This window comes from Spirochaetota bacterium (assembly GCA_035477215.1).
Taxonomy (GTDB): Bacteria; Spirochaetota; UBA4802; order UBA4802; family UBA5368; genus MVZN01.
In genome coordinates, this window is the sequence record DATIKU010000057.1 from 20,193 (window position 1) to 39,288 (window position 19,096).

Annotated in this window: 16 protein-coding genes; 1 reads left to right on the plus strand and 15 read right to left on the minus strand. The window is 55.9% G+C overall.

All coding sequences use genetic code 11. The features are described 5' to 3' along the window. Positions 1 to 235: 235 nt before the first annotated feature. Complete coding sequence (locus VLM75_14455; GenBank protein ID HSV98120.1) at positions 236 to 1,279, plus strand: alpha/beta hydrolase; 1,044 nt, start codon at positions 236 to 238, stop codon at positions 1,277 to 1,279. 915 nt (positions 1,280 to 2,194) lie between these two features. Here the strand turns inward: VLM75_14455 and VLM75_14460 are convergent. The 15 genes from VLM75_14460 to VLM75_14530 form a co-directional block, all read right to left on the minus strand. Next, a complete protein-coding gene (locus VLM75_14460; GenBank protein HSV98121.1) occupies positions 2,195 to 2,884 on the minus strand; it encodes an outer membrane beta-barrel protein in 690 nt (229 codons plus the stop codon). A gap of 98 nt (positions 2,885 to 2,982) precedes the next feature. After that, the gene (locus tag VLM75_14465; GenBank protein ID HSV98122.1) at positions 2,983 to 3,231 is read right to left on the minus strand and encodes a hypothetical protein; all 249 of its coding nucleotides are present in this window, start codon (positions 3,229 to 3,231) and stop codon (positions 2,983 to 2,985) included. A 336-nt stretch (positions 3,232 to 3,567) separates the two neighbouring features. Then, positions 3,568 to 4,059, minus strand: coding sequence for an HNH endonuclease (locus VLM75_14470; protein HSV98123.1), 492 nt, complete (start codon positions 4,057 to 4,059; stop codon positions 3,568 to 3,570). 27 nt (positions 4,060 to 4,086) lie between these two features. After that, positions 4,087 to 4,662, minus strand: coding sequence for a hypothetical protein (locus tag VLM75_14475; protein HSV98124.1), 576 nt, complete (start codon positions 4,660 to 4,662; stop codon positions 4,087 to 4,089). A 249-nt stretch (positions 4,663 to 4,911) separates the two neighbouring features. Beyond that, positions 4,912 to 6,432, minus strand: a complete 1,521-nt coding sequence (locus tag VLM75_14480; protein HSV98125.1) for a hypothetical protein — start codon at positions 6,430 to 6,432, stop codon at positions 4,912 to 4,914. A gap of 237 nt (positions 6,433 to 6,669) precedes the next feature. Continuing rightward, positions 6,670 to 7,035 (minus strand): hypothetical protein, encoded by a 366-nt coding sequence (locus tag VLM75_14485; GenBank protein ID HSV98126.1) that lies wholly within the window; start codon positions 7,033 to 7,035, stop codon positions 6,670 to 6,672. Between the two features lie 23 nt (positions 7,036 to 7,058). Beyond that, the gene (locus VLM75_14490) at positions 7,059 to 7,775 is read right to left on the minus strand and encodes a SprT family zinc-dependent metalloprotease (GenBank protein HSV98127.1); all 717 of its coding nucleotides are present in this window, start codon (positions 7,773 to 7,775) and stop codon (positions 7,059 to 7,061) included. Next, positions 7,775 to 10,873: an HsdR family type I site-specific deoxyribonuclease gene (locus tag VLM75_14495; GenBank protein HSV98128.1), complete on the minus strand. Its 3,099-nt coding sequence runs from the start codon at positions 10,871 to 10,873 to the stop codon at positions 7,775 to 7,777. The genes VLM75_14490 and VLM75_14495 overlap by 1 nt, the downstream gene beginning before the upstream one ends. Continuing rightward, on the minus strand, positions 10,870 to 11,196 hold the full coding sequence (locus VLM75_14500) for a winged helix-turn-helix transcriptional regulator (GenBank protein ID HSV98129.1): 327 nt from the start codon (positions 11,194 to 11,196) through the stop codon (positions 10,870 to 10,872). The genes VLM75_14495 and VLM75_14500 overlap by 4 nt, the downstream gene beginning before the upstream one ends. Next, the gene (locus tag VLM75_14505) at positions 11,193 to 12,692 is read right to left on the minus strand and encodes a DUF4062 domain-containing protein (GenBank protein HSV98130.1); all 1,500 of its coding nucleotides are present in this window, start codon (positions 12,690 to 12,692) and stop codon (positions 11,193 to 11,195) included. The genes VLM75_14500 and VLM75_14505 overlap by 4 nt, the downstream gene beginning before the upstream one ends. A 39-nt stretch (positions 12,693 to 12,731) precedes the next feature. After that, a complete protein-coding gene (locus tag VLM75_14510; GenBank protein HSV98131.1) occupies positions 12,732 to 13,661 on the minus strand; it encodes an endonuclease NucS domain-containing protein in 930 nt (309 codons plus the stop codon). Next, on the minus strand, positions 13,658 to 14,392 hold the full coding sequence (locus VLM75_14515; GenBank protein HSV98132.1) for a hypothetical protein: 735 nt from the start codon (positions 14,390 to 14,392) through the stop codon (positions 13,658 to 13,660). Before VLM75_14515 ends, VLM75_14510 begins: the two co-directional genes overlap by 4 nt. After that, complete coding sequence (locus tag VLM75_14520; GenBank protein ID HSV98133.1) at positions 14,389 to 15,663, minus strand: restriction endonuclease subunit S; 1,275 nt, start codon at positions 15,661 to 15,663, stop codon at positions 14,389 to 14,391. The genes VLM75_14515 and VLM75_14520 overlap by 4 nt, the downstream gene beginning before the upstream one ends. Next, on the minus strand, positions 15,654 to 18,077 hold the full coding sequence (locus VLM75_14525) for a class I SAM-dependent DNA methyltransferase (GenBank protein ID HSV98134.1): 2,424 nt from the start codon (positions 18,075 to 18,077) through the stop codon (positions 15,654 to 15,656). Before VLM75_14525 ends, VLM75_14520 begins: the two co-directional genes overlap by 10 nt. A 124-nt stretch (positions 18,078 to 18,201) precedes the next feature. After that, on the minus strand, positions 18,202 to 18,951 hold the full coding sequence (locus VLM75_14530) for an endonuclease NucS domain-containing protein (GenBank protein HSV98135.1): 750 nt from the start codon (positions 18,949 to 18,951) through the stop codon (positions 18,202 to 18,204). Positions 18,952 to 19,096 lie beyond the last annotated feature (145 nt).

Genomic DNA, 19,096 nt, shown 5'->3' on the forward strand with positions numbered 1-19,096 from the left:
AGTGCAACAATAGAAAATAGCAGCCTCATGGGCGCCTTACCCATGGGATTGAGTCGACCAAAACACCAATCCAGGAGAAGGAAACCCATGAGACCATATTCACAAATAACAAGAGAAGAGCGGCATGTCATCCAAAAAATGAGTGCGCTATTTGCTTTCCCGTGCCATGCTCGGGAAAGTGGCGCATATCGGCGGGTTTGGCCCGTGCCCGAAACCATTACGGAAGGTTTTCATCATGAAATTCAAAAAAGTACTTCTCGGTCTTCTCGTCGGTCTTGCTCTCATTGCCATCACTGGTTTTCTCGTTGTGCGAAGCTGGACCATCACCCCCCATGGCAGGCTCGATCCCAGGGTGGCGGCCTATCTGAAACTCACCGGCGCCGCGGAGAAGAGCGCCCTCGAGCTCAACGTGCCGGTGGAGGAGTCGCGCCGGCGGCTGGCCGAAAAGGCCGCCTCGGTGAGCGGCCCGCCGATTACGATGGCCTCGGTAAAGGACATGAAGGCAACGGCGAATGGGCTCTCCGTGCCCGTACGGGTGTATACGCCCGAGGGCGCAGGCCCGTTTCCGGCGGTGCTCTTCTATCACGGGGGCGGCTGGGTGCAGGGGAGCGTTGACACCCACGACTGGCCGTGCCGCGCGATCGCCAAAAAGAGCGGCGCCGTGGTGGTGTCGGCTGAGTACCGTCTTGCGCCCGAACACCCCTATCCAGCGGCGATCGATGACGCCTACGCGGCCCTCCTGTGGGTGAGGGCGAACGGAAAAATTCTCAATGCGGACACGACGAAGATCGCGGTTGCGGGCGACAGCGCCGGCGGCAACCTCGCGGCGGCGGTATGCCTCATGAGCAGGGACCGCAAGGGCCCGGCCATCGCCTTCCAGGCCCTCATCTACCCGAGCCTGGACGCCGCGTACCTGAATACGGAATCGTACCGGATATTCGCGAAGGGATATATGCTGGACAGGGCGAACATCGACCGGTTTATCGGAATGTACCTCCCGAACAGGAAAGACCGCACGGCCCCTTACGCCTCCCCGTTGTTGGCGAAAGACCACCGTAACCTGCCGCCGGCGCTCGTCATCACCGCGGCGTTCGACGTGCTGCGGGACGAGGGCGAGGCCTACGCGAAAAAGCTGGGCAACGCCGGGGTGCCGGCGCGCGCGGTCCGCTATCCCGGCCTGATCCACGGCTTTGTGTCGGCGCCGCGCCTGCTGCCCCAGTCGGTTCAGGCGATCGAGGAGATCGCAGCCGAACTCAGGAAGGCGTTCGGCGTGATGTGATGGCGTACCGTTTGCCGGTCCCGTGACCGCGCCCTCCGCGGCCACGGGGCGTTACGCGTCTTTGATGTCGCACATCCGTTTCACCTTTTTTCGGAAATAAACTTGCGCCCGTGCCGCGCTCCATGCATTTTTCACCGCGAACCCGTTTACCATTATTAAAGGGGAATGTTCATGAACGCGATACCGGCGACCCCGATCTCCGCCGCCATGCTCCAGCCGGCCGCGCCAGGCGAATTCAACGCGGCCGTACCGCGCGGGAGAAGTGAAAGGCGAAATGCCGCCCACTGCGAAAACCGACGCTTCCCGAGCAAAACCGGCAGGCATCCCCGATAAAGATTGTCTTACTTCCTGCATATATCAGTCCCTTCATTGTATAATCCTGCATCGATAAGATCATCACACCCGGCGAGGACCCAATTGTTGCCAATGCAGATGATGCATGCGTTATTCCGCACTCTTAGTACTTCCCCCTCTCTGCAATTTCGCTTCGCGCCTGCGCTCGCGAAGAAAACTAAGAAGAGTAGGAGGGCCAGCACCCTTCTCATAATTACCTCCCGCGAAGATTTTAAGGCAGATTTCTTTCTCTCTGGCAGCCTCCCGTCCGACCATATCGTCCCTCGTCCATCCACAAAAAGAAAACCACGAGAGAAGATAGCTCTCATCGTCATTGCCTGGTTTACTGTTATTCACACTCATTCTCCTTTCTTTTAAAGAATCCCCCTCATCTATTTTCTGGCGTTAAAGATTGTTACGGATTCCTCTTGGGGAATTATTCCCCTGTATTGACAGGGAGTCCTCCCCAAAAAAGGCATTCTCGCATGCCGCAATTCCCTGACAGCGGGTGGCCGGCGCGGGGGGGCCGTCCTATTGGACGCACCGGAGGAGGGAGAGCCCCCGCCGGCACCGAAAGCGCGCTTACAGCAGGTACGAAAGCCCCGCACCGAAGAAGAGCGCCCGCGTCTTTATGTCGGTGACGACGTCGTCCTCGTCGTAGATCGTCGTCAGGCCGCGCTCGTAGCGAGCGCCCAGGTCGAGCGACAGGCGCTCGCCGAGCGGAACGTCGACGCCCAGCTCCACATAGAAACCGAAGTCGTCGTCGATGGACAGCGTGTCCTCCACCGTGAACCCCCCGACGGTTGTCTCCGTATCCATGTCGCCCGCCATGCCGTAATAGAGGCCTCCCCCGGCGTAGAAGATATCGGCCACGTAGCGAAGGCCCAGCGGCACCGTCGCAAAATAGGCGGTGCACTCCAGCTCGAGGTCGGACACCGCCGTCCGCGCCGGGTAGACCACCGTGAAGCTCTTGGCGACAAAGTGCAGGCCCGTACTCAGCGCGAGCGCGTCGGTGAGAAAATAGCGGAACGAAAAGCCCAGTCCTCCCGCCGCTCCCGGGTCGATCGACGCGTCCCCCCACAGCGTGGGGTCGCCGTCCAGGTACCAGCCCACGGAGGGACCGCTCCATACCGTGGCGTCGGCGCTCGAAACGCCCAGCGAGAGGCTTCCTCCCAGCTGCATCATGCCCGCTTCGCGCTCGACAGCGAAAACGGGAACTGCCGCGACCATTGCGACCGCGAGAAAAACGATACTCAGTGTTTGTTTGTTCATACGTCTCCTTCCCTATGGTAGTTTAAGCGCGAATCGTTACGCGCGCTTCATAGGTGGAGACGGGCGGGACGGCGGAAATATCGGAAAAATCCCCCGTCTCATGTATTTTTCGGAAAGGCCGTTATAAGCACCCCGTCGCGCTCTACCACAACGATGCCGCCCTTGTCGAGCGTGCGAAGCAGCAGGCGCCTGAGATCGTCCACCTCGCCGATGAGCCGGTGGAGGCCCCTGCGGTCCAGAATCACCCGGTCCCTCTCGTCGCGGCCGCAGATGAAGGCGAGATCGATCATGCGTTCCGATATCCCCCGCTGGCGTACGCGTTTCGACGCGTGCCTGGTCTTATTCACGTTTCCCTCCCCGGGCGCGAGCGCCCTTTAACCGGTATGACGGCGCGGGGTCCGCCGATATCGGGAAAAAACTCCCGCCCTCACGGATGTATTCCATTTGTTCGAATATCGGGCTGGTATGATGTTGAACGGAAGCGCCCTCACCCCGCCACCGGGCCGGCTTCCGACATCCGTGTCTCCGCCGGCACTTCCCACATCGTGTGGGTCGCGCGCCCTGAGGGAGTGGGCTCCCAAACCTTATGCTCTGTATGTCAACTCCCCCTCTCCTTTCTTCCGGGCTTAATGGGAGAGGGGGAGAGGGGGTGAGGGCGCTTCGTCCGTCGTCGCGCCGGGGACTTATGCCCGGTACACATGCTCATTGTGCCAGCGCAGGTATCCGCCGCCGGGCTGTTCCTGAATACGCGCCGACAGCACCTCGAGCTTTTGGCCGTGATAGCGGTAATAATCCCTTCCGTTTTCGTACTCTTTCCTTATCCGCTTGCTCACCTCGACGGAATAGTCTTCCGCCACGGTGATGTATCCCCTGTCGAACAGCCGGTGGATGTCCGAGCGCAGCAGCAGGCCGTTGGCGATGGCGTGCGGTCCGGATTCGGCGTAGGGCTTTATGTGCGCGGCCTCGAGGGCCGGCACCGTACGTTCGCCGCTTACTGCGCAGCGCCGCCCGTAGGCGTTTTCGGGATACTTGAGCTTGAAGAGAAAGGGCGCGCCGCGCTCGAGGGCTTTGAAGGATATCTGCCCGCCGGGCTGCCAGAAGTTTACGTCCTCCGGGTTGTTTGCCGAGAGGAAGGTGTACCAGTTGGTGTCGGTTACGCCGAGGTAGAGGTTCATGGGAGAAATTATCCACGGCCAACAACATCAATTACAGCAGTGCAAATACTCACACGATGCCATTTCTTCCAGCGCGATTTCGATATCATACCTTTCGAACCGCGGCTTTAATTTTTCAACAATATCGATAATATTATCTTTCGTGGCAGTTTTTCTTCTCGCGGCCAAATCCCTGTCTACGAACAGTATGGTCGCACGCAGCTCAAGATCACTGGCATTATAGTCGCCAAATTCATCAACGACGCGGGAAATAGCTTTATCAACTTCTGACGAATGAATAAATTCGGCGCCTTTTTCTATTAGCGCATCCGCTCGTTCACCGGGCGAAATAACATAACCCGCGAACTCGGCAGAATAGTCTTCAACTACAACTCCGCCGATATGGGCTACAAGGTCCAGATCGTGATGCAACTGGGAAGAGAAAGGACCATAGTTATAAAATTCAAATTCGTACCCGGTAGGAATCTCGAAAAGATCGGTAAGGAAATATACTATCTTCTGTAAAGCGGTTTTTCCGAATTGCGGGCTCTTGGGTGCGAGCCGTCGGGCCAACTCCGTTATCAGCGCGTATCTGTTCCAGGGAACAAGCGCGTTCGAATCCATGCCACCCTCCGAATGCAGCTACTTATTTGTTAATCGACATGAGCAAGCGATTCGCGTCGTCCTTTTTTTCCGGCGGTACATACAGCCTGGTCTGGTTGACCGCCGAAAGCCCCTTGACCACCGGCGAGAGGAACGACAGGGGCGTTAGTTTATCGGTTTTTGCATCAGATTCAGCAATAATCCTGATGTCCGACGAATCATACTTATACCAGGAGTTTTCGGCCTTGTCAACAATTATTGCAAAATTACTTAATTTTTGTTTAGCGTCTCGAGCTTTTCAAGATCAGATTGTTCGGGCCTTTCGGGAGTCTCGAAAATACGACGATAATGCTGCCGGGCGAGTAAAATCCGTCCATGCTCACCGGCATGCCCCCCTTTAACCAGTCCCATCACCTTGCAGTCGTCCCAATCCAGGTACTCCTGGATACATTCCTCGGTCGGGGGCGAAAATTTATCGTTGTTAATCGTATCAGCCGATCCGGTTTTTTGTTCCAATGGATATATCAATTCTTCCTTCGCCAGCGCATGGTCATAAAACGGCCTCAGCCCGGCCATGGAGTCCTTTATTAGCTGGATTCCTTCTCTTTGCATTATGCAGGTGGACCTGGGATAGGGAAACTCAACACCGGCATGAAATTCTATATTGGAACGCTTATTTCGCATTATATCATACGAGAATCGCATCCACTCGGGCTGGTACTTAACGACCTTGTTCTTCCCATTGTCCAGCATGGTCCTCATATCAAACTGGAGAAGAGAAATCATTATTGGAGTACTTTTCTGGCTTGGATAAAACCGCTGATGGATTCGTATAAATGGAATGGCGCCTTTGTCCTTTTTTAGTACCGGGTGGTGATTATTCAAGACCCGCAACAGCAATTTCTGATAATTGGAAAATTCCTGATCGAAAACCGCATTGAACAGGTACTTTTTTACGGCATTAGGTATTGTCACAGACAACTCGAAGCTGGAATCTCCGATTATAAATGAAACATGGGGATACGAGGTAAATCCAGACTCATCGCCGGAGCCGAGGATACTCAAATAATCCCATACGCTCCTCGAGTTTTTTCCCGTGATCGCGCCCCTGCCTTTGGAGTTCGGATCGATACCAATCTCTTTAAGGAATTTTCTATCACTTTTAATTTCGCCAATAAGTAGTCCCAACAACCGTTTTGCTTCCCCGTAGGAATAGGGATTGTCGTCATCAAAGTGGATTCCTGAATATTTCGTTATCTTCCCCTGTTTTAAATACGAATCCTGTCTCATCCTAGCCTCCGCGACCTCGAAATAGCGGACGAATTCCGCCGCCCAGGGATGGTTGTACATCTGCGCACAGCCCCATTCGTAAATTTTACTCCATGTAATCGAAAACGTATTGGCCACACTCGCTGCATCAAAATGCTCCGTATCGATAACCAGTAAGTAGATCGTGGAATAGCCATGACGGGCGATTGTCCTCACATGGCGGTTCAGCTGGTCTTTCGACACCTGGCTGGCTACCTTGCTTTCAACGGCGAGTATCCAATCGTCGTCCGTGTAAATACAGGCATCGGGCAATCCTTTGCGTGTGGATTCGTCTTCGGGTAGTTCATCGATTCCGGGAATACTCTGTTCAATTGTTTTCAACGTCCCTTTGGGGTTCAACCGACCGGAGGTAACAAACCTTAAAAATGATCGTAAAAGCTTTTGATCGTGATGCAGGCTCGAAAAAAGGGCATGGGTCAGCTTGTTTTCGGGCTGGGTGTATTGATCGAAAGTATTCCTCATTGTTTGATAAATTGTAATGCTATTAATGAATATTCTTATAGATCAATCGCATAAAAATCAGGAGACGGCTGTATGGAACATGAATCTCCTGATTCCATCTGCAATAATTCACTCCGAGAAGAAAACAAGGATTGTCCCGAGAGTCCATAAACACACAAGGATTTTATCCCTGACTTTTTCGGCTTGAGAAGTTCCTCCAAAAGTTTGGAGGGACCAGTTGTTCAAAGCGATAAACATCTACCCTATGGTAGCCAAGCCATCACCGATTTTACTAAATAATTTCGGCAGTTTATATAAATATGAATCAGCAATACATGACAATGAAGCGATAGCCCCAACAGGAGATAAACCCATTATTAACAATCGTATAACCCTATAGACTGACGATCTCTCTGCCATAAGTATCTTTCCGATCTTCTCCCGGGTTTCTTTATCAGGAATTAATTTTTCGAAATATTTACCATAGTCCTTCGTTTGTTGTTTCCTTAACTGAAATTCCCTGCTTACTAAATTCAGCTTATTGGCAACAGCTTCGTATACACATAACCCAGCAAAGACGGAAGAACATACCACAAGGGTCAATGTGGCCAATACTTTCTCCATGGCTCCTCACATACTCCCGGATATCAATACCCCCACTCCTCATGCCGCACCGGCAGTCTGTTCAGCTGGTCCCGGTGGAACTTCCATTTCGGCATGAACTTTTCCATAATGGCCACGAAGCGCTCATTGTGGGTGGGTTCGATGAGGTGCGCCATCTCGTGCACCAGGATGTACTCGAGGCACTCCGGCGGTTTCTTTGCGAGGTCGGTGTTGAGGCGGACGTGGCCGGCTTTCGGATTGCAGCTGCCCCAGCGTGTTTTCATGTGCTGGATGAAGACCTTTTTCACCTTCACGCCAAGGCGGGGCTCCCATCGGGCGAGAAGCTCGGGGAGGGCCGCCCTGATCTGGTCCCTGAGCCACTGGGACACTATGGCGTCCCTCGCGTCATCCCCGGTTCCCGGACGCACGTAGAGCTTCATGGAACGGTGCCCGAGCTCCACGCGGGGAGGGGCATCCTCCTCGACCACGGTGAGGAGATACCGCTTCCCCCAGACATAGTGGCTTTCCCTGTCGATGAACTCCCGGGGTGTTTCCCGCTCCTGTTCCCGCAGCTTTTTCCGCTGCCGCTTGATCCATGCGAGCTTCGAGATTGCATAGACGCGGATGGTGTCGAGATTCATGTGTGACGGCGCTGAAATCCGCACCTTCCCGTCCGGCGGGTAGACGCTCAGGTGGACGTTCTTTATCTTCTTGAAGACGACGTCCGCGTCGAATTCCCCCAGGTCGATTCTCCGCCCCATCAGTACTCCGCCTGTGCCTTGACGACAAGGAAGATCCGCTCCACCTGCTGTTCGTCCTGGAGGACTTCATAGAGGGCGCGCTTTATCGCCTGCTCGCGCGTCTGGACGCCGCGCCATCCATCGGGCCTGTTGTCCTTTACCGCCTTATCAAGCTTGATTGCCAGATCCAGCCTTGGATCAACGAGGCCGCCCTTACCCTCGGCGACTTTGGAGCTCTCCGGTTTCAGGTTGTTGTAGATCGCCCGCAGGGCCTGGCTTTTCTTTAAGGGTTCCGGTGTATCGTCGCTGTGGCCGGCATCGACCTTTTTCGCGAGCTCCGCGATCTGTTTGAGGTATTCCTCGTACTCCACTGCCTTCGCCTTGCGGGCCGCGATGATCTCGTTCAGGAGCGCCGACATCTTCTCGTAGTAGGCCGGGTCGTTCAGGTGCTCCCTGACGATCTTCTTCCGGACGTTGTTCTCGATGGTCTCGGCGATGGCGTTCTTGTCGCCCTTCAGGCCCCCGAGGCTGGAGGTGATGGCGTTGGCGATGCCGGTCTTCACGATGAGATCCCAAAGACCCATGTTGTCGAAGGGCGATATCTTCCTCGGCTCCTCCGCCTCGATATAGGTATCGATGAGGTGGCGCATATCGGCCTCGTAGGCCTTCAGGTCGATACTCTCGCCGCTTGCCTTCCGGATGATCTCCCGGAGGTTCAGGTACTCTTCCAGCTCCTTCTTGATGCGGGCGATATCGTCCCGGTCATACCCGGCGGGCTCCAGTTCGTCGGCGATGGCGGCGTAGGCGCGCACAAGGGCCACGGTCGACCTGTACAGGGTCTCCCGCCGGGGCTCGTGCTCTTTCAAATCATCCGGGATCTCGGTGTTGCCGCAGAAGTAGTGGATGTGCTCCAGCTCGCCCCCGGGCGGCTCCACGGGCTCACAGAGGAGCGCGAGCGACTCCAGTGCGCCGTCGAGGCGCTCCCTGCCTTTCCGGAGGCGGTCCTGAATCATCACCTCGGGATCGGCCCCGCCCGCGCTATGGTCCAGCTCCGAGGTGTAGACGGCGATGGCGTTCTCGACTTTGTTGAAGAGGTCCTTGTAGTCGACGATATGGCCGAACTCCTTGTCCTCGCCGTCCAAACGGTTGACCCGGCAGATGGCCTGAAAGAGTCCGTGGTCCTGCATCGACTTGTCGATGTAAAGATAGGTGCAGGGCGGCGCGTCGAAGCCGGTGAGGAGCTTGTCGACCACCACCAGAAGCTTCATGTTCGCCGGCTCTTTCGTGAAAAGCTCCTTCGCCCGGTCTTCGTAGACCTCGGTCTTCGTCTTGCCGCCTTTGGCGACGACACCTTCCAGAAGCTCGGTGTAGGTAGTGTAGATGAATTCCCTGTCCGTCTCGGTGTTCGCCCCGGTGTCTTCCTTCGTAATGTCCTGGGCATTGGGATTGTAGGAGGTCACAATGGCGCACTTTCCCGCGAAGGGCGTCTTCTGGAACATGGCGAAGTACTTGCACGCCTCGTAGATGCTCGACGCCACCAGGATGGCATTCCCCCGGTCATTGGAAAGCCGCGGCTTCATGCTGAAGTCGAAGACGATGTCGGCCACCACGCGCTCCATGCGGGACTTCGAACTGAGGACTGTCTGCAGGGTACCCCACTTCTTTTTCAGCTCTTCCCTCTGCCAGTCGTTGAGGCCCCGGGTCTTCGCCTCGAACCATGCGTCGATCTTCTCCTTCGAGCCGAGTTTCTGGTCGATGTCCCGCGCCTCGTACACCAGGTCGAGGACCACGCCGTCTTCCACGCCCTCGCTGAACTTGTAGGTGTGGATGTAGCCGCCGAACACCTCCAGGCTGGTGGCCCTGTCCCTCGTTAGGAGCGGCGTGCCGGTAAAACCGATGAAGACCGCGTTGGGCATGATCGCCTTCATGGCCCGGTGAAGCTTGCCGCTCTGGGTGCGGTGGCACTCGTCCACGAAGACGAAGACCTCGCCCACGGTCGCGCTCGGCCGCGCTTCCAGGTCCTTTATGAAGGTGTCGAAATCGTCCACGTCCTTCCTTCCGAACTTGTGAATGAGCGAACAGAGGAGCCGCGGCTTCGCCTTCCCAAGCCGGGTGACGAGATCGCGGCCGCTCGAGGTGCGCACAATCTCCTCGCCCGCGTCGCCGAAGACGCGCTCTATCTGCTTGTCCAGCTCGTCGCGGTCGGTGATGACGGCCACCCGGGCATGGGGGTTGTTCTCTAGTATCCACTTCGCCAGGAGCACCATGACGATGCTCTTGCCGCTCCCCTGGGTGTGCCAGATGATGCCGCTCTTGTGCTCCCGCACGTGCTTCTGCGCCGCCTTGATGCCGAAGTACTGGTGCACCCGCGGCAGTTTCTTGATGCCCCCGTCGTAGAGCACGAAGTCGCGCATGAGCTCGATGAGGCGCTCCTTTGAGCACATCTTGAGGAGGTACTTGTCGAGCTTGTAGCGGCTGTCATCCGCCTCGTCCTCCTTCCAGGCGAGGAAGTACTTCTCCGGCGTGCCGATTGAACCATACCGCAGTCCCTCGGAGTCGTTCCCGGCGAAGACGAACTGCACGGTGCTGTAGAACCACTCGTTGAACTCGGGCTTCTGGTTGGAGATGCTCTGCCGGATCCCCTCCCCTATGGAAACACCGCTTCGCTTGAGCTCCAGGACCGCGACGGCGATGCCGTTGACGTAGAGGACGATGTCGGGCCGCCGCTCGTGGTTTCCCCGGAGAGTCACCTCCTCGGCGATGGAGAAATCGTTCTTCCGCGGGTTCTCCCAGTCGATCAGGCGTACGGTTTCCGTAACCGTGCCCGCCTCGATCTTAACCGGTACGCCGTAACGCAGGAGGGAATAAACGGCCCTGTTGTTTCCATAGAGGCCCCGGCCGTGGTTGTCCGCCTCCCCGTGCAGAACGTACAGGGCCCTGCTGATATGGTCTCTCGTATAGCCGCTTTTCGCGAGCCAAGACGACAGCAGGTCTTCCTCTATGTTGCTGTTCAAATCCCGGCACCCCCAGTTCCCCAGGTAGTCGTAACCCAGTTCGTCCCGAAAGAGGGCGCTGACGCGGTTCTGTGTAGCGCGTTCCGGCTTGCCTATGTCGCTCACTGTATCACCTCCCAGCGACTTCCCTTCTGCGGTCCGACAAAACGAAGTCTGCCATCCTTGACAAGTTTTGAACTGGCACGTTCCACCGCTCTCAGTGACTTGCCGATCGCCTCCGCGGTTTCTGCCAGGGTCGCATGTGGATGTCCTGACAGGCATTCAAGGATTTTAACGGGTGTTTTTACCGTCGTTTTCACCGGCGCTTCTACCGTCGTTTCCACCGGCGTTTCCACCGCCGTCTTGTAGCTGAACTCCACCCAGAGGCCCGCGTGATCGTATCTGATATCCGGTTCTTTCGTGCCCGATTCCCTGCAGGCCGTGATCATTTTTTGCCTTTTCCAGTGCTCATCGATTTCAGCAGACCCTTACCTTTTTTTGTAAGGCGGTATTTCTGCAACCTGCTATTCGGCTTGTCCGGAATGGTCATTTCAATGAGATTCGCCTCAAGCGCCGGGACAAGGTATGCTTCTCGAAAGTGGTCTTCATGGCGCAGTCCGAGGACTTTCTGCATCTCGGTTCGCTTCATCTCTCCTTCAATAATCACGAGCAGTTTCTTGACTTCCCCGGTGACTTCCCCGGTGACTTCCCCGGTGACTTCGGATGTTATTAATTCATGCTTTCGCCAGATGACCGCGACAAATCCATCGGTCAGTCTGAATTCCGGTTCATTCAAACCTGCTGCAACGCATCGGGAAATCATATCGCGGATGCCAGTCCCCATGCGCTCAATATATTTGGCAAGGTAGAGCGGCTCGGCAAGCAGGGGATTACCGGGCACCGAACCGTGCGGCTGCCTCAGTTTCTCCAGCGTCAGCGAAGGAGGCAGCGTACCCGGGTTCCACACCTCCAGCCGGTCGGCAAACAGCATCACCTGGACGCTGCCGGTGCTTGTATAATCGCGGTGCGCGATGGCGTTCACGACCGCCTCACGTACTACTTCCGGAGGTATTTCATAGGCCACAGGGGCCTGTATGCTTTTCGCGCGTGTGCCGACGGCAAGGTTGATCTTTGAAAGGACAAAATCAACAGCCTGGTCCGCCAGTTCGAAAACCGTTCCCTTATAGACCTGATATGAAGGAATCGGTTTAGTTTCTTGCGTGCCGTGGAAATGAGCGCACTTTACTTCGGATGAAATCAGGAATCGCTGGGGACGCTTTCCGAAGAGCAGAACAGACGCGTTAGTGAGACGCCCCTCGTCAAGTAGATTGAGGTGCGTTAACAGCTCATCCGGCGGGGCTTCTTCCTGTAACGGGAATCCCCGCGATCGGCGGGCAATGCCGATGAAGCGTGACATGGCCGCGCCGTCCAGATCGGCCAGAGTCGCTTTCAGACAAGGGGCCGCGTCGAACGGCCCCGAACGTATCAGCTCATTCTTCGTGAGATATTCAACAAGAGCGGCATAGAGATGGGAAACCAGCTCCGGGGTGCTGGCAAAGCGCCGGCGAATAAGTTCATTCCCCGCTTTTCCTATGAGCGCCCGCATTTTAGCGTGCTTGATCGAATCATCCGTTCCCTTGACGAATATCAGGCGGTGCTTGCCCAGCTTTCCGGCAAGCGCGAACTCGCGTTCGGTGGGTGAAACGCCTTCGGCGTCCTCGAAACCATACTGCTCGCCGAACAGTCCCACGTAAATGTCGCACTTTTCCACTTCATGCAGATACACCTCGTCGGCCCTGCGGTCCGCGGCGGGGACGTCCTCGAACAGGAAGGGGTCGAAGAAACGACGCATCAGGGCGTCGCCTCGCAGGTAATCGCGAAGCGCCGCCCGTTCATCGGCAAACTCCTTCTGCACGCTGCTGATGAATATACGTATCGTTTTCATGAGAACTGAATGCTCCCGCCTGAAATGTTTGCCTTCATATCACCCCTTCACCAGCTTGAAGTTTACCTGGTAACGATAGAATGAAACCACCGGCGCCGCGGCAAGCGCCCAGCGCAGCTTTTTATCGTCCTCGAGCGCGATGATGACGCCTTCGACCGTCTGATCGGGCTCGGCGATCTGTTCCTTTACGTAGCCCATATAGCGCAGGATCTGGCCGACTACGACATCCGATGCCCGGCCGCGCTTGAGCTCGACGACCAGAAGCCGCCCGCCGTCCTTGCTTACGGCGAGGATGTCGATCGGACCGGCATCCGTTTCGTATTGCTGCCCGACCGGTTCGCCCTCCTCCTCATAGATCGAGAACTCCTTTCCCAGTTCGGTCTGGTTCCAGTTGGCGACGAGAAAGGCCTCCAGGTGTTTTTCCATTGCGAAGGCGACCGGGTCCTCGACCGCGGGGTCCGAGGCGACGATGTCCACGGAGGCGTTTCCCTGCTCCAGGAATCGTTCGATTTCCCTCGCGTGTCCGGTGATGGTGCTGACCGTGCCGATGGAACCGGTGGAGTTCTGCAGGGCCTCGCTCATCGCGGTGCGGGCGATGGACACGGGTAGCCAGTTGATCTTTCGCCGGTGCGGGAGCACCAGGCCAGGAGCGTAATAATAATCGCCTGCCACCTCGCCCACCCTGTACACGCCGGTGCCGTCCGGCGAGAGCACGATGTCGCCCTTCTGTATTCCTTTTGAAACCGTCCACAGCGCGCCGCAGGCCAGCCCGGCGCCGATTTTGCTTTTACCGGGCTCCTTCGCCAGCATGACGGGGATGAATCGCTTATTGAATTCCTTCCATTCGTCGGGCAGTTTGCCGGTGAGGTCCTGGTCCAATCCGAAATCCGCGCCGATATATCCGCCCGCAAAGCATTCCGCCGCCAGGGCGCTTTTTTTACCGAGCATGATACGGTAATAGTTTCTCATTCTGATATAGCCTTTAGCGTTGATTTCAATTCACGCACTCGATCTGGAAGTTCAAACTGATCTTTGTAAATAGAAATATTCCATTCACTCTTTTCATATTTGCCTTTCAGGCCTACAAAATTATTATTCCTACACCGCCATTTTCGACATGATTGGATATCGTTGACGTTGAAGAACGCATCATGCGTATCATGGAGACTATGTTTCCCCGGGATAATATCTGGTGGATTGAAATCAATTTCGGGGTGCTTTAACAGGGCATCGTGTAAGAGCTCTTTCGCGGTTATTCCGGGTCCTCCTGTAGCTCGGGGAACGAGTAGTTTGCCATCTTCCTTGATAAGGTTCCGCAGTAAGAAGCTTACTGGAACACCCTCAGGACCCACAACGATGTCGATCCGATTCCAATTGGATTTCCTGTCCATTTTAGAATAGAAACGAAGTCCTGCTTCCATCTGTCTCGGGGTGTTTTTCCATGATTTACTATTCTTCCTCGCTTTGAATTGCTTCCTCCACCAGTCATGACACTCATCTCCAATGCCGCCATAGTACAGTTCAACCATGGCAATGATATACAGTGTGTTATTTGTAATAAGTGTTGAGCCGATCAGCCTTTCCCCAACATCCAGTGCCGCATTTTCGGAATCACGAAGACCATTTTCATCCAGATCACCCGTCTCCGTGATTATATGGTTCCTGATTCTTGGATCAAGATAGAATGGAGTATCGCTCATACCAGCCGTATCCTCCCCGTTAGCAACTCCTGCATCATTCCCTGCTTGACCTGCCGCGCCTTTGCGAGCTTCTCCTCCAGCGCGGCGATCTCCGCGTCCATGTCGCTCAGGATGGCGGCAATGGCGGTTTGTTCGGATAGAGAAGGAAATAATCCTTGGATTTCAGACAAGGATGTTCCGCTTATATGGACGATAGCATCACCTTGACCTCTGCTTGCCTTCTGTCTGATAATGGGCGCAGTATTCAGATAATAGCCAAGATAAAGCGGGTCAACATTCTCTGTTCTGAGAATGACGATATCTCCCCCTGCATAGGCTTCGATATCATCCACAAACGCGACGCATTTACCGATTTCTTCCTTCGTTTCTCCAGAACCAGCAAATAAGATATCTCCATGCTGCAAACGAGTTGCTGTTGCTGCAACATCATGCGAAATCCATGAGTTGAAAGACTTGATGAAGTATTCATGATGCGTGTATATTTCCCCATATCTGACACAGGGGATTTTGCCGCTTTGTGATTGTTCTCTGGAAACACCGCTTCCTTTTAAGAATGTTCCAATCTGTCCCAGCCGCTTCTCCTCCCACTCCCCACTGAATCCCGGCAACCGCAGGTTTAATTGAGAATGGACAATGGATAATTGAGAATTATCACCATTCTCCATTTTCAATTCTCCATTATCAATTGGCGTTGGCTCCGGAGGAGACAAAAGCCTCTGCATGGCGCCCTGCTTGACGAGACGCTTCTTGGCGATGATCTGCTCCAGTGATTCGATGAGGGCGTCCGCATCACTCAAGGCCCCGGCGATGGCTTCCTGCTCTGCGAGGGTGGGAGGGAGAGGGATTTGCATTCTTGCTATCATATCTCGTCGCACAGAATCAACTGATGATTTAGCAGTCATCTGCATGATTCGATTATAGAAGTGTGAACTGAAATACAAATAGAAGAAGAATCCGTTTATGCCCTCCTTGAAGTCAGATATTCTGTATACCCGCTGGTGAACATCAAACTTGCCATTAATATAGTGAAACACCTTGCCAGTTCCCACGCCGTCGCCTGCAGTTAAGACTGCTTCTCCATCAAATGAATAACTATTTATCCGCTCAATGTTTTGAGAACGGACAAAGAATGGATATAGTCCATCTTCAACACGATCTTGTGTGTTCTTTCCGCCGGTTGTTATATAGGCCAAGTTTTCGACATATTCAAGATTCCAATCCTCGGGTATTACATCCACTTCTGTCTGTTTATATCCAGGTTTCACTTCCATGCAAACCCCATCCTCTCAAGATGCGCCTTCACCTTCGCCTCAAGCTCTGCCACGCGGTTCGCCATCGCCGGCATCGGCGCCTCGTAGCGCTCGGCAAGCTCCTTCACACGTCGGGTGAGGGCCTGGCTCACGCGGTCCATCTCGCCGTGGATGGCCGTCTCGAGGGCGGCAAGCCACTTGTCGTCCACCACCAGGGCCTTCACATCGGCCTCGGAAAGCTTCGGGTACCGGGCGTAGGCCTTCGCGTCAAGATCGGCTTCGGCTTCCTTGAGGCGCTTCTTGAGGGAGGCTTCCTCGTCGCAAAGCGTCATCCACTCAGTGAGAACGGCGGCTTCGTCCTTCGACTCCGCGTCGCCCTTGATCTCCTTCAGCCTTGAAGCGACATTCGCCTTGTTCACCTTGTCAAGCTCCGAGAACGCGCCCTCATCGCCCCCGTGCTCCTCCTCGAGCTCTGCCATCCGTGCGGAGACGCCCTCCAGCTCCGCCGCGAGCGCCTCGACGGCCGCCCGATCCTTCGCGAAGTACCGGGCGATCACGAGGTCCCGCAGCACCAGGTCGCAGGTCCAGCCCTTGTCCACCTGCTTCCCCGGTTTGCCGTCCTTTCCTTTCTTTGTTTCAATTATCCGGTACGTTTCGGCCTTCCAGCCGTCGTCGGAAATGAGATAACAGTCGTCCTGCATGGTCTCCGCCCAGTAGTCCATGATGTGCTGGTAGATGTCGTAGTTGTCGACGAGCGGCTTCCCCTTGTAATGGCACAGCAGGTCCTCGGAAAGCGTGGCAATGAGCTCTCTCGGGTGGAAGCCCTTCGCGAGCGCCCTGAGCGTCTTCGCGCTCTTCTTCCGCCAGGCGGCGAAATGTGCGTTCATGCCGGTAATGAAGTCGGTGAACTCCGGGTGCTCGTAGATGGCGGTCTTGATGGCCGACTTCTCCACGGCGAGGTCGAGGTAGCCCGGGCGGTTCTCCCTGAAGAGGGCCGCCCTGAGCTTCGGGCAGATGTCCCAGTAGCGCTGGAGCGCGTCCACGTCGGCGGCGGGAATGCCGCCCTTCAGGTGCCCGGAGATATCCTGATAATCCTCCGGCTCGGTGCTGTCGATGTAGCGCGGCAGGTTCAGGTTGAACTCGTTCTTCTCGATCTCCGCGAAGCTCACCATGCGCGAATATTTAGAGAGGTCGATACACCGGTTGAAGGTGTCGACTATCCGGTGGATGTCCTGGGCGCGCAGGCGGTTCTTGGGGCCGTCCTTCATGAAGCCGGCGCTCGCGTCGATCATGAAGACGCCCTTGCGCGCGTTCGCTCCCGCCTTGTCGACAACCACGATGCAGGCCGGGATGCCCGTGCCGTAGAAGAGGTTCGCCGGCAGGCCGATGATGCCCTTGAGGTAGCCCTTGCGCACCAGGTTCCGGCGGATCTCCGCCTCGGCGCCGCCCCGGAAGAGCACCCCGTGGGGAAGGATGCACGCGCCTTTTCCCGTGCTCTTGAGCGACCGGACGATGTGCAGCAGATACGCGTAGTCGCCCTGTTTCGCCGGCGGCGCGCCGAAGTGCGTGAAGCGCCCGTGGGGATCGTTCATCGGATCGAGTCCCGTGCTCCAGCGCTTGTCGGAAAAGGGCGGATTCGCGACCACGTAGTCGAAGGTCTTGAGCGTGTCGCCGTCCTTAAACTTCGGGTCGGAGAGCGTGTTCCCCTGCACGATAAGCGCCTCCGGGTTGTTGTGGAGGATCATGTTCATCCGCGCCAGGCCCGATGTGGCGGCGTCCTTCTCCTGCCCGTAGATGGTGATCTTCGACTTGGCCTCGTCAGCCAGCTTCAGCAGGAGCGATCCGGAACCGCAGGTGGGGTCGTAGGCCGTGGTGGCGGCGCTGGTCTTCGCCTCGCGGATGCCCGATATCTGCGCCATAATGCGGCTCACCTCGGCGGGCGTGTAGAACTGGCCCTTACTCTTGCCGCTTTCCGTGGCGAAGTGCCGCATCAGGTACTCGTAGGCGTCGCCAAGGATATCGTCACCCTCGGCCCGGTTCTTCGAGAAGTCCAGGTCCGGGTCCTCGAAGATGGTGATGAGGTTCGTGAGCCGGTCCACCATCTCCTTCCCGCTCCCAAGCTTCGAAGCATCGTTGAAGTCCGGGAAGTCCGACGCCGACAGTTGCTGGTTCGCCTTCACCAGCGGCGCGATGACCTTCTTGTTGATCTGGTCGCCGATATCGCTCTTCCCCTTGAGCTTCACCATGTCCTCGAAGCCCGCGCCCTTCGGAATGGTGATGGGCGTGTACTTCTGCCCCGCGTACTTGTCGCTGATGTACTTTATGAAGAGGAGGACCAGCACGTAGTCCTTGTACTGGCTGGCGTCCATCCCGCCGCGGAGCTCGTCGCAGCTCGCCCAGAGGTGTGAGTAGAGTTCGGATTTCTTGAGGGCCATTGTTCGCTCCGTTACATCATTCATCCGGCCGCGTGACGGCGCGTGCTCTTTATACCGCCCCGGCCCGGGCCGTGCAACTCAATCGCCAGCGGCAAATTCAGTCCGACGGCCGCGGACCGGTAGATCAACCTAAATCCCGATTGACCTTTCTCAAATTGACGGACAGCTCGTATTCGAACAGATCGACGCTCTCAATCTGGGAACAGGCGATAAGCAGGTCCTCGGAAATGCTTCGGGCGATGATTATCCCGCGCACCTTCTGGCCCTTCTCCGCCAGGTTTTTGCGTATCCAGCCCGTGTAGCGCAGCAGCTGGCCGATCACCCGGTCGTAGCCCCTCGACACCTTGAGCTCGATGACGACGAAATCGTTGTTTTTGTCGAGGGCGAGAATATCGATATAGCGCCCGCCGACATCGTACTCGATACCGTTTATGCCTTCATCCTGATAGAGCGTAAGCCCCTCCTCGACAAGGGAAAGGTTTTTCGCCAGGAAATTTTTCAAATCGCTTTCGTAGGCGAACTCGTACGCGTCGGCGATCTGTTCTTGCGGATCCCCCACGGGCTGCGGCTCCTTTCCGAGCTCATAAATCGGTGCCAGGTCCTTTTCCGGATCGTAAAGGCGCAACGACCTGTCCGGCAATTGGAAGAAGAGGTCATCGATGCCGTCGGGTGATGCATGATAATGGGGCCTGCTGGGGGCGTTCGTGGTCATTTTGGTTATATGGGCATCGATGGTGCCCGGTTTTATTTTTGGATAGTTCTTCGAAAACCAGGACCGTATGTCATCCCGCTGAATCCGGCTTCCGGGAGTCATATTCGAAGCGGCAAAATCTTTCATCAGCTCGCGGGTCGGTTTTTCATAAATCGTTTTCATACTGTGCTCCTTTTGGTCTCACAATAAACATTTCCATCGATTGATTCATTGGTCCGTGTGGTAGGGGCCAGGCATGCCTGGCCCCTACCACACGGACCAATGAATCAATCGATGGAAATGTTTATTGTGAGACCAAAAGGAGCAC